This is a genomic window from Pararhodospirillum oryzae (genome assembly GCF_007992075.1).
In the GTDB taxonomy this organism is placed as follows: domain Bacteria; phylum Pseudomonadota; class Alphaproteobacteria; order Rhodospirillales; family Rhodospirillaceae; genus Pararhodospirillum; species Pararhodospirillum oryzae.
This window is the reverse complement of the sequence record NZ_BJZO01000024.1, coordinates 28,154-41,532: the sequence shown is the minus strand read 5'-3', so window position 1 is coordinate 41,532 and position 13,379 is coordinate 28,154. Positions and strand designations below refer to the sequence as shown.

Sequence of the window (13,379 nt, the reverse complement as noted above, 5' to 3'; positions counted from 1 at the left end):
GGGCTTCACCCGATTACCCTGTCCCACCCCTCGCTTGAACGCTTCGTCCTTTTGGATGTATAGGCCACCCTCCCCCCCAGCGACAAGACGGAAATACGATTGGCAGGGTCCGCGACGCCCGTCACTATGCCCCCGGCCGCTCCTTGCCTCTCCCCGTTCGGGAAAACCGCCATGCCCGTCCCCTGCTCCGCCCCCTACCCCACCGCGCAAGACCGTGCCGTGCTGGCCGCCCAGCCCTTCGACCACAACGCGGCCTTTGCCAATACCCAGTTGGACTCCTTGTGCGCCCGCCTGTCCCTGGAACGGGCCCAGGGGCAAGAAGGCGTGCTCGCTCCGCGTCACGGCGCCCCCTGGCGCCTGGGAGTCGTGATCGCGGGAGCGGACACCCTTGCCGAGGGGTTCGGCGCGACCTGGGACAGCCTGAGGGTGCAAAGCCTGCCGCCCGCCGCCGTTGCCCTGGTGGCGGCCGACCCGGCCGCTGTTCTCTCCTTGCGGATATGGCAGGAGACCCGGCGTCCGGTGGCGCCTTGGGGCAAGGCAGCGGTGATCGAGGACCGGCTGGCCCCCTGGCTCGCCGGGGAGCGGCTGGATCTGGTGGTGGTGCTCCGGGCCGGCGACGCGGTTCACCCGGGCCTGCTGTGCGCCCTGGCCCGTCAGAGCCTGGCGCCGGCCGAGGGGGATCAGGCGCCCGATCTGATGGTGTGGAACCATCTGCTGATCCGGACAGACGAGCAGAACGCCCGGGAGCACACGGAAATCGCCTACATTCGGGCCGCCCATCCCCGCTCGCATCCCCTGGCCCTGGGGCATGGCCAGACGACGGGATCGCAGCTGGCCATCACCCCGGCCCTGCTGGCCACCTTTCCCGACGATCCCGCCCCTTTGCTCGCGGCCGGGGACATCGCCGCCCTTGCCCTATGGGCGGCCCGGCATGCCCGGTGGGGTGAACGACTGGGTGAATTCCTCGGCGCGTGCCGGGTCGCCTCATTTGAGCGCGCCTTGCGCCCGGTTTCGCCCCTGGGGCGGGCCATTGTCCGGGCGGCCCTGGAAACCCCCTTGCTGACCACCCGCCCCCTGGTCGGGGACGATCCCGAGGCGGGAGTGTGCCAGACACCACGCCGGCGCGCGGCCAGCATCGACGTGGTGATCTGTTTTCGCGATGGCGCCGACGACACCCTGGCCTGTCTGGACAGCCTGGCGCGCCAGCGCACCCAGGCACGGGTGCGCGTGATCCTGGTCGCCAACCAGTCCTCGGCCGAAACCCGGGCCCGGCTGCACGCCGCCCTCCCCGCCCTGGGCGACGCCGGCCTTGCGACGCGCTGGCTGGACTACGACGCGCCGTTCAACCATTCCGACCAGATCAACCACGCTCTCGCCCTTCGCGACGACGATCCGCCTGGCGAGGCGGTGCTGATCTTGAGCAACGATTGCGTCTTGCTTGATGGCGACACGCTCGACGAACTGGCGGCCTGGGCCCTGGTGCCGGGCATCGGGGCGGTGGGGCCGCGCCTGGTGGACGAAACCGGACGCCTGACCGGTGGCGCGATCGAGGGCCTGTTCCTGGGCCAGGACCTCTACCCCCCCATCACCGAGACCTTCGATTGCCTGCATGCTCCCCTGATCCGCGAGGTCATGGCGGTGGCCTTTTCATGCGCCGCCCTGGCCCGCGCCACCTGGGAGCACATCCCCCCCCTGGATGCCGTCCATTTTCCCGTTGGCCTCAACGATGTCGACTACTGTCTGCGTCTGGAGGCGGCGGGATTCGTCCAGGTGGCCCTGGGACCCTGGCGCGCCCGCCACCGCCCCCATGGCAGCCGGGCCCACGTCGACGACAACGCCCAGATCGCCCGGCTCCGCACCCGTTACCCCCACTTGTGGACGGCTCGCGAACGGTATCCTGGCAATGATTTCTTGCGCCAGATCGCGGTCATGCAGGCGCGGCGGACGGCGCTTGGCGAGCGATGATGCCCGCTTTGAGGTGGCGAAAGGCCCTCGGGTCGTTTACGATTATCATGGCATTGGTCTTCGTTTCGCAACAGACTGGCCGCCCGCCACTAAGGACAAAGGCATGATTCGCTACACGCTGGTTTGCGAAAACGAACACGATTTCGATATCTGGTTTCGCGACAGCGCTACCTGCGATGCCCAGCTGGCCGAGGGCGAGGTGCGTTGTCCCTTCTGCGACTCCCCCCGGGTGGCCAAGGCCCTGATGGCGCCCAGCGTCGTCTCGGGCCGGGCCAAGGACGCCCGCCGGGCGGAAGCCCTGTCGCGTTTCGGCCAGGCCCTGGTCGCCGCCCAGCGCCAGGGCACTCCGGCCGCGCCCGTCCCGGCCGCGCCGGCGGCCGCCCCCCCGGCGCCCGAGCCCCCGGAGGTCGCGCCCGCCTCCGCCAATGCCACGCCGCCCGCCGTGCCCGCCGCCCAGCCGCCCGCGACCGGGGACCGGACCGCCGTCCTGACCCAACTGGCCGAAGCGATCACCGAACTGCGCCGGCACGTGGAAGCCACCTGCGAGGACGTGGGCGCCCGCTTCCCCGAGGAAGCCCGGCAGATGCACTACGGCGAAGCCGAATCCCGTCCCATCCGGGGCCACGCCAGTCTTGAGGACGCCAAGGCCCTGCACGACGAGGGGATCCCGGTTGCCTTGCTGCCCTGGCCGCACCGGGTCGAAAACTGATCCCCTCCGCCCGGCCCGCGCCCCGTCGCGCCGTGTCCCGGGACCGGGCCTTCCGATCCGCGTTATTCCTTTCTTGAGGCTGCCGCCCGTTACGAAGCCTGCCGGGCGGCGATCATGGCGGCGCCCAGGGCGCGGGCGCGGGCCAGGCTCCCGGCGGCCACGTCGTCGTCAACGCGCTCCAGGCCGATTTCCAGGGCAAAACTGAACCCGGCCGGCAGAGGCAGACCGGGCAACACGGTGTCGAACGGCACGTCGCCCCAGCCGAGCGGCATGTGCAGGTCGCCAACCCCGAACACCCGGTCCTCGCCCGGGAACAGACCCACCATGCTCAAGGGCGCCCCCAGGCTGTCGTGCAGATGCAGGTGCGTGGTCACGGGCGCCAGGGCGGCGAGGCGCCCGGCCAGGTCCCAGCCAAAATAACGCGCGGCGATGTGGGCATGGCTCACGTCGATGGTCGCGCGCAGGGCCGGATGGTCCACCGCTTGCACCTGCGCGGCCACCGAGGCGGGATCCAGGCCGTGGTTGGTCCGCGCGCCTTGCAGGTACTCCAGGATCACCGGCATGTTTTCCAGGGCAATGGTCACGCCCTGGGCCCGGGCCCGCTCGGCCAGCCGGGCCAGGCCCTCGCGCTCGCGCGCCATCAACTCGTCGCGGTGGGCCTGGAAACGCGCGGCGTCAACCCAGCCGGGATGCACCACCAGGACCCGCGCGCCCAGGGCGCCCGCCACGTCCACCGACGCCTCGGCCACCGCCTGCTGACGGGAGGCGTTGTCGGTGTCCATGAACGACAAGGACAAGGGGGCGTGCACGGTGGCGCCCAGGCCATGGGTCGCCAGCACGCGCGCGACCCCGGTCACGCCTTGCGTGCGCACCCGTCCGCCGATCACCACGCCCAGGGCCGTCAGGGCCAGTTCAACCCCATCGGCGCCCAGGTCGGCGGCCCGGCCCGCCTGCCGGTCCAGTCCCTGCAGCGTCCCTTGAGCCACGGTGAAGCCAATAAACGGCGACGGGGCCACGCGGGACATGGATCAACTCCTTGCTGTGCCAGGGAGGAAAGGGGAGGCCAGGGTGCCCCGACGCCCGCGGTCCTGTCCAGCCGGCAACTGTGATTATTTGGGGGCGCGCGCTGTCGGGTGCCAAGACGACAACGGCCCCCCTTCCCGGATCAAGGGAAGAGGGGCCGCCGTGCAAAATCCATCGAACCCCGGCGGGTCAGTCGACCACGACCCCGGGGTTCATCACTCCTTGCGGATCGAACGCCTTCTTGACCCGGGCCATCAGCTCCAGTTCCAGCGGCGATTTGTAATGGTGCAGTTCGCCCACCTTCAGGCGCCCCACGCCATGCTCGGCGCTGATCGAGCCCCCCAGGTCGGCCACGATATCGTGCACCAGCCGGTTCATCTCTTCCCAGCGATCCAGATACGCGGCCTTGTCCATGCCCTCGGGCTGGGTCAGGTTGAAGTGGATGTTGCCGTCGCCCACGTGGCCAAACGGGCACGGGCGAATACCGGGCAGCGCGGCCGAAACGGCGGCACTGGCGCGCTCGATGAACAAGGGCACCTTCGACACCGGCACGGAAACATCGTGCTTGATCGATCCGCCCACGTGCTTTTGCGCCTCGGGCAACCCCTCGCGCAGGCGCCACAGGCCGGCGCGCTGATCGAGGCTGCCGGCAATGGCGGCGTCGCTGATCACCTCTTCCTCGAAGGCGCGTTCGAGCAGGCCTTCCATCACGGCGGCCAGATCGGCGCCGGGCCGCGAGGTGCTCAGCTCGACCAGGGCATACCAGGGATGGGGCGACTCCAGGGGATCACGCACGCCGTCCAGATGGGCAACGGCGATTTCCATGCCAAAGCGCGGAATCAGCTCGAAAGCGGTCACATCATCGCCGGTCAGGGAGCGGCACAGGCCCAGAAGACGGCTGACCCGCGGCAGATCGTCGATCGCGCACAAGGCGGTGGCGGTGGCGGCCGGAGCCGGGAACAGCTTCAGCACCGCGCCGGTGATCAGGCCCAGCGTGCCTTCCGAGCCAATGAACAGCTGGCGCAGCGCATAGCCGGTGTTGTCCTTGTCCAGCGCGCGCATGCCATCCCAGATCCGGCCGTCGGGCAGCACCACTTCCAGGCCCAGGCACAGATCGCGGGTATTGCCATAGCGCAGCACGGCCACGCCGCCCGCGTTGGTGGCAAGGTTGCCGCCAATCTGGCACGAGCCCTCGGCGCCCAGTGACAGGGGGAACAAACACCCCACATCGGCGGCCACGCGCTGGAGGTCGGCCAGCACGCAGCCGGCATCCACCGCCATGCGGTAGCCGTCGGGGTCGATCCAGCGCACCTTGTTCATGCGCCCGGTGGAAAGGATCACCTGGCCGGCGCTGGCGACGGCGCCGCCGCACAGGCCGGTGTTGCCGCCTTGGGGAACAAGGGTCACGCCGGCCTGCGCGCACAAGCGCACGACCTCGGCGCAGGCGGCGGTGGAGTCGGGGCGGGCAACCACGGTGGCCGCCCCCTGGTAAAGCCCACGTTCCTCGACGTTGTAAGGCGCGAGGTCGCCGGGATCGGTCAGAAGCCCGCGCGGACCAAGAACCGCCGCGAGGGCTTCGACAAGGGAGGCATCAAGAGGCACAGGTGGGTCTTTCCTGGAAGGCCATGGGGGAAACGGTCCTGTCCGGCGCCCAGTCCTGTGCGCCCCGACAAGACGATCCCCTACTTCGGAGCCATGACCATGATCATCTGGCGGCCTTCCAGCTTGGGATGCTGTTCAACCTTGGCCAGTTCCGCCACGTCGTCGCTGACCCGCTTCAAGACACCCATGCCGATGTCCTGGTGAGCCATTTCACGCCCCCGGAAACGCAAGGTCACCTTGACCTTGTCGCCGTCTTCCAGGAACTTCCTGGCCGCGCGCATCTTGACGTCGTAGTCGTGGTCGTCGATATTCGGGCGAATCTTGATCTCTTTGATCTCGATCACCTTCTGCTTCTTCTTCGCCTCGTTCTTCTTTTTCTGGGCTTCGTACTTGAACTTGCCCAGATCAAGAATCTTGCACACAGGCGGATCGGCATTGGGCGAGATTTCGACAAGATCAAGACCGGCGGACTCAGCGCGGAAAAGCGCTTCGCGCGTCGGCACGACACCCACGTTTTCGCCGTTTTCGTCGATCAGACGAACCTCGGGGATTCTGATCTCCCGGTTGGCGCGCGGTCCATCCTTGGACGGCGACGCCTGCATTGGTGGTCTGGCGATGTTTCCAATCTCCCAATAGTGTCCTGGCCTCCCGGAACAACCGGCCCGGACGACGGTTAAGATCATCCGGGCGGTGGTTCGAGGGATATCCCCGCGTCGTCAGGCTTGCGACCGACCCGAAACCCGGCGGACTGCGCCGCCGGACGGGGTCGATCAGTCGCGCAGATCGGGGGGGGTGGCCTCCGAAGTAAGTGTAGCAAGGACGTCATCCAGCGCAAGGACTTCCTGCGCTTCTCCGCCCAGACGGCGAACCGCCACGGTACGGTTTTCCGCTTCCTTGCGGCCAACCACCAGCATCACAGGAACCTTGCCCACCGAGTGTTCCCGGACCTTGTAGTTGATCTTCTCATTGCGCAGGTCGGCAACCACCCGCAGGCCCTTCTTTTTCAACAGGGCCTGGACCTCGGTGGCGTAGGCGTCGGCTTCCGAGGTGATGGTGGCGACCACCGCTTGCACCGGCGCCAGCCACAACGGGAAGCGCCCGGCGCAGTTTTCAATCAAAATCCCCATGAAGCGCTCGAACGTGCCCAGGATGGCCCGGTGCAGCATCACGGGGCGGACCTTGGCGCCATCCTCGGCCACGTAGTGGGCGTCCAGGCGTTCGGGCAGCACGAAATCAACCTGCAAGGTGCCGCATTGCCAGTCGCGACCGATGGCGTCGCGCAACACGAACTCCAGCTTGGGTCCGTAGAACGCGCCCTCGCCCGGGTTCAGGGTCCACGAAAGCCCGGCCGCCTCTGTGGCGTCGCGCAAGGCCGCCTCGGCCTTGTCCCAGGTGGCATCCGAGCCCGCCCGCTTCGCCGGCCGGTCCGAGAACTTCACGCTGACGTCCTCGAAGCCCAGGTCGTGGTACACGCTTTTGAGCAGCGCGCAAAAGCTCTGGGTTTCGCTGACGATCTGGTCCTCGGTGCAGAAAATGTGCGCATCGTCCTGCACGAAGGCGCGCACGCGCATGAGGCCGTGCAAGGCGCCCGAGGCCTCGTTGCGGTGGCACGAGCCAAACTCGGACATGCGCAAGGGAAGATCGCGGTAGCTCTTGATGCCCTGGCGGAAGATTTGGATATGGCCCGGGCAGTTCATCGGCTTGAGCGCCAGCACCCGCTCCTCGGCCTCGCTGGTGAACATGTTCTCGCGGAACTTTTCCCAGTGGCCGGACTTTTCCCACAGCGAGCGATCGACCAGCATCGGGGTGTTGACCTCGACGTAGTCGGCCTTTTCCAGGCGGCGACGGATGTAGGCCTGCAGGCTCCGGTAGACCGTCCACCCCTTGGGGTGCCAGAACACCGCGCCTTGTGCTTCTTCCTGGAGGTGGAACAGGCCCATTTCCTGGCCCAGGCGGCGGTGGTCGCGCCGTTCGGCTTCCTCCAGGCGGGTCAGGTAGGCGCTCAATTGCTTGGCGTCGGGCCACGCCGTGCCGTAGATGCGCTGAAGCATGGGGTTGCGCGAATCGCCGCGCCAGTAGGCCCCCGCCAGCTTCATCAGCTTGAAGGCGGTGCCCAGCTTGCCCGTCGAGGGCAGGTGCGGGCCCCGGCACAGGTCGAGCCAGTCGCCTTGACGATACACCGTGATCGGCTCGCCGGCCGGCAGGTCCTCGATGATCTCGGCCTTGTACTGCTCACCCTTGTCGCGAAACCAGGCGATGGCCTCGTCGCGGTCCCACACCTCGCGCTCGATCGGTAGATTACGGGCCACGATCTCGCGCATGCGCTCCTCGATCAAGGCGAGGTCGTCGAGCGAGAACGGTTCGTTGCGGGCGAAATCGTAATAGAAGCCGTTTTCGATCGAGGGACCAATCGTCACCTGCGTGCCCGGGAACAGTTCCTGGACCGCCTGCGCCATGACGTGGGCGGCGTCGTGGCGCAGCAGCGCCAGCGCCGCGTCGTCGCGCGCGGTCACGATCGACACCCGCGCGTCGGTGCCGATGGTAGTCGAAAGGTCCACCATCACGTCGTCCACGGTCACGGCCAAGGCGGCCTTGGCCAGACCGGGACCAATGCCCTGGGCAATCTGAAGGCCCGTGACCGGACCTTCGAACGAACGAACGCTGCCATCCGGCAGGGTAATGGCGACCATGACTCCCAAAATCCTTTCATCAAGGGAGAAAATTCGGGGTCAATGACTTTAGGCCCCGTCCGCCCTTCATTCAAGGGGGCTTCGCTGGCTCCGATACCGCGACGCAATAAACATGGGGGGAAGGCCCCATCCTTGCCGGAACATGACGACAAGTTAAGTTGGCGAAGGCAAGGGATCCTGCCAAGGTTGCGCAAGACATCCTGAAGCGCCCCGCGTTCCGCAGGCATATGTTGAAAATGCCATGGAACTTAAACAAGAGCCAAAAAAATGAACACAGTCGCCCCGGAGACACCCTCGAAGTTTTCATTCAAGCGTGATCTGATCACGCCCGCCACGACCATTGTCTTTCTTGTCGTTGGCGTCAGCGGAATCATGATGTTTTTTCACGTTGGCGAGCCGCTGGTGAAATCGGCCCATGAATGGCTGGGCCTGGCCTTCGCCGCCCTGGCGATCTGGCACGTGGTGCGCCATGCCAGGACTTTCGTCAATTACCTGCACCGCGCCCATCCCCGGCGGGTCTTCGCGGGCGTTCTGGCCGTGTGCGCCGTGGTCCTGGCCCTGACCGCGCGCCCGAGTGGCGAAGGCGTCTCGCCGCGCCAGGTGTTCCGGTCGCTGGAGCAAGCCCCGCTGGGCGCGGTTGCCCAGATCGCGGGCACCGACGAAGCCGGGTTGCGTCTGGCCCTGGCCAGCCGGGGCATTGACGCGAGCGATGCCACCTCGCTTGCCGACATCGCCCAGCGCTCGGGCGCCGACCCCCACGCCCTGCTGGCCAGCGTGTTCCAGGCCGACCGCCCCTCCGCCCAACCCTGATCGTCCGGGTCGTGCCTGGGGAACCTTCCCTTGCCCCCACCCCACCGAAGGGAGGTTCCCTGGCACACCCCCCCCGGGGACAACCGGGTCCGGTCCCCGGGGGGGCAGCTCTCCAAACCGGAGGGGAGCTTGACCCGGTTATTTCTACGTCGTAGATTTTCTACGTTGTAGAAAACATTCCATCCGGACCCTTCCTTCATCGTGGACTGCTGCCTGAGGTTGTGCCTGGATGGGCAAGCGATTGGCAGAGACATGACCGCCAAGCCCCGCTTTTTCGACCTGAGTGACGAACGTGGCGTGCTGAGAACGTCCATTTCCGTGACGCTGATGATTTCGTCGCTCGGCATTGGCTTCGGCCTCGTCTCCGGTTCGTTCTCAATTGTCTTCGATGGGATTTATTCGCTGATCGATGCCAGCATGAGCCTGCTGTCGCTGATCGTGGTGAATCTGATCACGGCCCATGCAGTCTCCAGGAACCTCCCGCTTAAGATGCGGGAGCGATTCTCGATGGGGTTCTGGCATCTGGAGCCGATGGTGCTGGGGCTGAACGGAACGCTGCTGATCGGCGTGGCGATCTATGCGCTGGTCAATGCGTTGGGCAGTCTGCTTGAAGGCGGGCGCGACCTTGAATTCGGTTGGGCCGTTGTCTATGGCGTCATCACGCTTGTCGTCTGCATCTCCATTGCCATGATCGAGACGCGCGCCAACCGCGAGATCGACTCCGGGTTCGTCCGCCTCGATATCAAGGCCTGGGTCATGTCCGCCGGGATCACGGCGGCGCTCCTGATCGCCTTTTGCCTTGGCTATGCGGTCCAGGATACGGAGTGGCAGTGGATTTCGCCTTATATCGACCCGGCGGTTCTGGCGCTTGTCTGCCTGCTGATCATCCCGCTGCCGGTCTCGACCGTCCGGCGGGCGCTGGCTGACATGTTCCTGGTGACGCCCGCCGACCTCAAGGCGCATGTCGACAAGGTGGCGCGGACCTTTGTCGAGAAGCACGGCCTTGATTCGTACCGCGCCTATGTCGCACGGGTCGGCCGCTCGAAGGAAATCGAGCTTTACTTCATCGTTCCAGCCGATGCGCCGGCGCGGACCATCGGCGAATGGGATGCGCTGCGTGCCGAGATCGGCGAGGCAGTCGGTGGCGAGGGGCCGGATCGCTGGCTCACGATCGTCTTTACCGGAGACTCCGAGTGGGCGGAATAAGCCGCCCGGCATGGCGAAGAGAGGAAGGCATTGCAATGCCGAAAAAGACCAGCCGTGTCGGAGCTGGCCCGCGTAGCCTGTCGAAAGACGCCATTCTCCAGACCGCCATGGACTTCATGGAAGAGGCTGGCGAAAGGGGCTTCAGTGTCCGCAAACTTGGCGAGCGCGTCGGGTGCGATCCGATGGCGATCCTCTATCACTTCAAGAACAAGGACGGCCTGTTCCGGGCGATGGCCGATGCGTTGACGGCGCGACTGGAAGGCGTTGACGAATCAAAAGCATGGCAGGAGCGACTGCGCGATCACGCCCGTCACTATCGCGCGCTGGCACTTGGCCATCCCAACACCTTCGGCCTGATCCAGCGGTTCCTCAACACCGGTATCTCGGATTTCGCTCCAATCGAGATGGTGCATCGCGCGCTGGCGGAGGCCGGCATACCGGACGAGACAGCTCCCGCACTCTGTCTCGCATGGTATGCGAGTGTGATCGGCCTGTGCATGGGCGAAATCGGCGGGTTGATCCGGCCAGCGACCGCAGGCGAGGCGCGGGAGATCCTGGAAACGCCGGAGGGGCAATACCCGCGCCTGCGGGCCCTCACGCCCTCCTATCGGTCTCTCGACCCCGAAGCGGTCTTCGAAATCGCCAACGACATCCTGATTCAAGGAATTGCCCGTTTACGTTAGAATACCGTGCGGCAAACCGGGTCCGGGGACGGCGCTCCAACCTTTTGCCTTCAGGTCCAACTTATCGGTAAAGCGGTTCCTGCCTTTCGAGGCTCACTCCGGAGTCTGTCCGTTTCACGTTGAAGCGAACAGACTCCGGATTCCTGTGTTTTGAGTTTGTCTTTTCGGGAAAACCGGCGTTCATTTTCCCTGGCATACTTCAAGATTTGCCAAATTCCGTCCAAACGATCCCGACCAGTTCTCCCCTCCTCCCGGAGGGGGGTCTTCTCAGCGCAGGCAAGGCGCGTTGAAGACCGTGCCGCGCCAGACCCCGCGCGCGGTACCCGCCGCGACCATCCCCCAGAACCCGGTCAGCATCACGGTCAACACCGCCGCGCTCACCGAGAAGAAGGCCAGACCGGTCACCCGCGCGAGGGCCAGGGTCGCCAGGGTGTAGACGCCCAGCGGGAAGGTGAAGGCCCACCAGCCCATGTTGAAGGGAATGCCCTGGCGGGAGTAGCGCAGGGTCTTCAACACCGCGAGCAGCAGCCACCACACGCCATAGCCCCAGAACATCAAGGCGCCGATCACGCCCACGCCGTGCGCGATGTCGCCCACGCCGGGCAGGAACGGGGCAAACACCGTGGGCGCGTCGTTGCCCAGGACCACCAGCCCCAGGGCCGCCGTGCCGATCGGGCCCAGGGACAGCCACCCCGAGGCCGCCATTTCACGCTCGGGCAGGCTGTGCAGCACCAGGCGCAAGAACAAGATGACCAGAACGCTCATGGCCAGCGGCACGGAAAACGCCCACAGCACATAGCCAAGGATGGTGACCAAAAAGCCGTCGGCCAGGCCCAGATGGGGCGCCAGTTGCCCGGCGCTCACGGCGGCCACCTCGGCGGCCACGATCGGCAGCAGCCAAACAGCGGTCATGCGCTCCATGCGGTGTTCCTGGCGGGTAACCATCAGGTACGGAATGACCAGCCCGCACGCCACCGCGAGGCCGGCATCCACCCACCACAGGGCATGGGCCAGGGCCACCGCCGGCGCGCCCCACAGCGGAATGCCAAACATCATGAGGCCGTTGGTCACGGTCGCAAGGCCCATGGGAATGGTGCCAAAGAACATCGACGCGACCGGATGCGAAAACGTGCGCAGCGCCTCGGCCGGATACAAGATCCAGCGCGCCGCGTACAGCACGCTAAACAAAACAAACAAGGCCACGTCCACCAGCCACACCCCGAAGCCCAGCGCGTGCAGGCCGGGAACCGGCAACGGAAACTGAGGCAGGATCAACCCCAGCACCCCGGTCCCCATGGTGACGGCGAACCAGTTGGGGGTGAACTCGCGGATCATGTGGCGCAACCGGCCGGCCAGGGGGCCGTGCCAGGGGCCAGCGTTCCCCGCCACAGGCACGGGAGACGCGACGGAAGAAACCTGGGACATGGGCGTTATCCATCCAAGCGCCACGGCGACGCGCGTCCGCCGGGCGAAATCAAACGAAGGTCCGAACCAATCGGGCTCTGTGGCCCACTGTGCGGCCGGATCACCCATCCCATCAATTGATTGTTTTCTGTGAATCAATCATTATAAATGATGAATCATCCCTTTTCCGACGGAAGCCTTCCCATGACCCTGGATCAGCTGCGCGTTTTCGTCGCCGTCGCCGAACGTCAGCATGTCACGCGAGCGGCGCAGGCCCTGGGCATCGCGCAGTCAGCCGCAAGTCAGGCGCTTGCCGCCCTGGAGGCCCGGCACGGCACGGCGCTTTTTCACCGGGTGGGGCGCGGGGTGGAACTGAGCGAGGCGGGACGGGTGTTCCTGGGCGAGGCGCGGGCGGTTCTGGCCCAGGTGGAAGCGGCCGACCGGTTGTTGCGCGATTTGGGCGGCGCGGCGCGGGGCAGCCTGATCGTGAAGGCCAGCCAGACCATTGCCAGCTACTGGCTGCCGCGCCATCTGGTGGCGCTGCGCCGGGCCTGCCCCGAGCTGGAAATCCTGGTGGGCATCGGCAACACCGCCGAGGTGGCGCGCGCGATCGATCAGGGCGAGGCGGACCTGGGGTTCATCGAAGGAGACATCGACTCCGGGTCACTGGTCGCCCTGCCGGTGGCGCGCGACCAGCTGGTGATCGTGACCCATCCCGAGGACCCCTGGATCGGATCCCCTCCCCCCGGCCTGCAGGCCCTGGGGGATCATCCCTGGGTGCTGCGCGAGGCGGGATCGGGCACGCGCTCGGTGTTCGAGCACGCCCTGATCGCGGCGGGCGGACGGCTTGAGGACCTGCCGGTCGCCCTGGTCCTGCCCTCGAACGAAGCGGTGCGGGCGGCGGTCGAGGCCGGGTTGGGGGCCACGGCCCTGTCGGCCTCGGTCGCCGCGCCCAGCCTGGAGGCGGGGTTGCTGCGGGTGGTGCCGTTAAGCCTGCCCGACCGGGCCTTCCGGGTCATCCACCACGCGCGCCGTCCGCCCAGCCGGGCCGCCACCACCTTGCTGGATCTGATCCGAACCCGACGCGTCGCAACAAAATAGGGCACGGGGCATGACAGGTGGCGTTCTGGGGCTCCGCCCCAGACCCCAGTCCCTTTAAAAAGAAAAATAAAGGGAGGTTTGGAGGCTTCGCCTCCAAATGAAATGGGTCCGGGCGATAGCCCGCCGTGGTGCGGCGTTGTGTCGTGTACCGTGGGATCCGGCTTAACGCACGGCGCTCTAAAAACA

General features: G+C 66.5%; 11 protein-coding genes. 6 read left to right on the top strand and 5 right to left on the bottom strand.

The genetic code is table 11. The features are described 5' to 3' along the window. The first annotated feature begins 171 nt into the window (after positions 1-171). Both ROR02_RS05945 and ROR02_RS05940 read left to right on the top strand, forming a co-directional pair. On the top strand, positions 172-1,965 hold the full coding sequence (locus tag ROR02_RS05945) for a glycosyltransferase family 2 protein (RefSeq protein WP_147163098.1): 1,794 nt from the start codon (positions 172-174) through the stop codon (positions 1,963-1,965). Between the two features lie 103 nt (positions 1,966-2,068). Beyond that, positions 2,069-2,674 (top strand): DUF1178 family protein, encoded by a 606-nt coding sequence (locus tag ROR02_RS05940; RefSeq protein ID WP_147163097.1) that lies wholly within the window; start codon positions 2,069-2,071, stop codon positions 2,672-2,674. Between the two features lie 89 nt (positions 2,675-2,763). On the opposite strand, the gene ROR02_RS05935 is transcribed toward ROR02_RS05940, so the two are convergent. The 4 genes from ROR02_RS05935 to thrS all read right to left on the bottom strand — a co-directional run bounded on the left by ROR02_RS05935 (position 2,764) and on the right by thrS (position 7,989). Further along, entirely contained in the window at positions 2,764-3,699 is a 936-nt protein-coding gene (locus ROR02_RS05935; protein ID WP_147163096.1) for a sugar phosphate isomerase/epimerase family protein, read from the bottom strand. A gap of 187 nt (positions 3,700-3,886) precedes the next feature. Beyond that, positions 3,887-5,299 (bottom strand): FAD-binding oxidoreductase, encoded by a 1,413-nt coding sequence (locus tag ROR02_RS05930; protein WP_147163095.1) that lies wholly within the window; start codon positions 5,297-5,299, stop codon positions 3,887-3,889. Between the two features lie 80 nt (positions 5,300-5,379). Then, positions 5,380-5,901, bottom strand: coding sequence for a translation initiation factor IF-3 (gene infC / locus ROR02_RS05925; RefSeq protein WP_147163094.1), 522 nt, complete (start codon positions 5,899-5,901; stop codon positions 5,380-5,382). 168 nt (positions 5,902-6,069) lie between these two features. Continuing rightward, the gene (thrS, locus tag ROR02_RS05920) at positions 6,070-7,989 is read right to left on the bottom strand and encodes a threonine--tRNA ligase (RefSeq protein WP_147163093.1); all 1,920 of its coding nucleotides are present in this window, start codon (positions 7,987-7,989) and stop codon (positions 6,070-6,072) included. 267 nt (positions 7,990-8,256) lie between these two features. Between thrS and ROR02_RS05915 the strand changes: the two genes are divergently transcribed. From ROR02_RS05915 to ROR02_RS05905, 3 genes are all read left to right on the top strand, one after another. Continuing rightward, positions 8,257-8,799: a DUF4405 domain-containing protein gene (locus ROR02_RS05915; protein WP_147163092.1), complete on the top strand. Its 543-nt coding sequence runs from the start codon at positions 8,257-8,259 to the stop codon at positions 8,797-8,799. 252 nt (positions 8,800-9,051) lie between these two features. Next, a complete protein-coding gene (locus ROR02_RS05910) occupies positions 9,052-10,005 on the top strand; it encodes a cation diffusion facilitator family transporter (RefSeq protein ID WP_147163091.1) in 954 nt (317 codons plus the stop codon). Positions 10,006-10,040: 35 nt separating this feature from the next. After that, a complete protein-coding gene (locus ROR02_RS05905) occupies positions 10,041-10,688 on the top strand; it encodes a TetR/AcrR family transcriptional regulator (protein ID WP_147163090.1) in 648 nt (215 codons plus the stop codon). 267 nt (positions 10,689-10,955) lie between these two features. Here ROR02_RS05905 and ROR02_RS05900 read toward each other — a convergent pair whose 3' ends face one another. After that, positions 10,956-12,113, bottom strand: a complete 1,158-nt coding sequence (locus ROR02_RS05900; RefSeq protein ID WP_147163089.1) for a TDT family transporter — start codon at positions 12,111-12,113, stop codon at positions 10,956-10,958. 183 nt (positions 12,114-12,296) lie between these two features. On the opposite strand from ROR02_RS05900, the gene ROR02_RS05895 reads away from it, so the two are divergent. After that, positions 12,297-13,193: a LysR substrate-binding domain-containing protein gene (locus ROR02_RS05895; protein WP_147163088.1), complete on the top strand. Its 897-nt coding sequence runs from the start codon at positions 12,297-12,299 to the stop codon at positions 13,191-13,193. Positions 13,194-13,379: the final 186 nt, after the last annotated feature.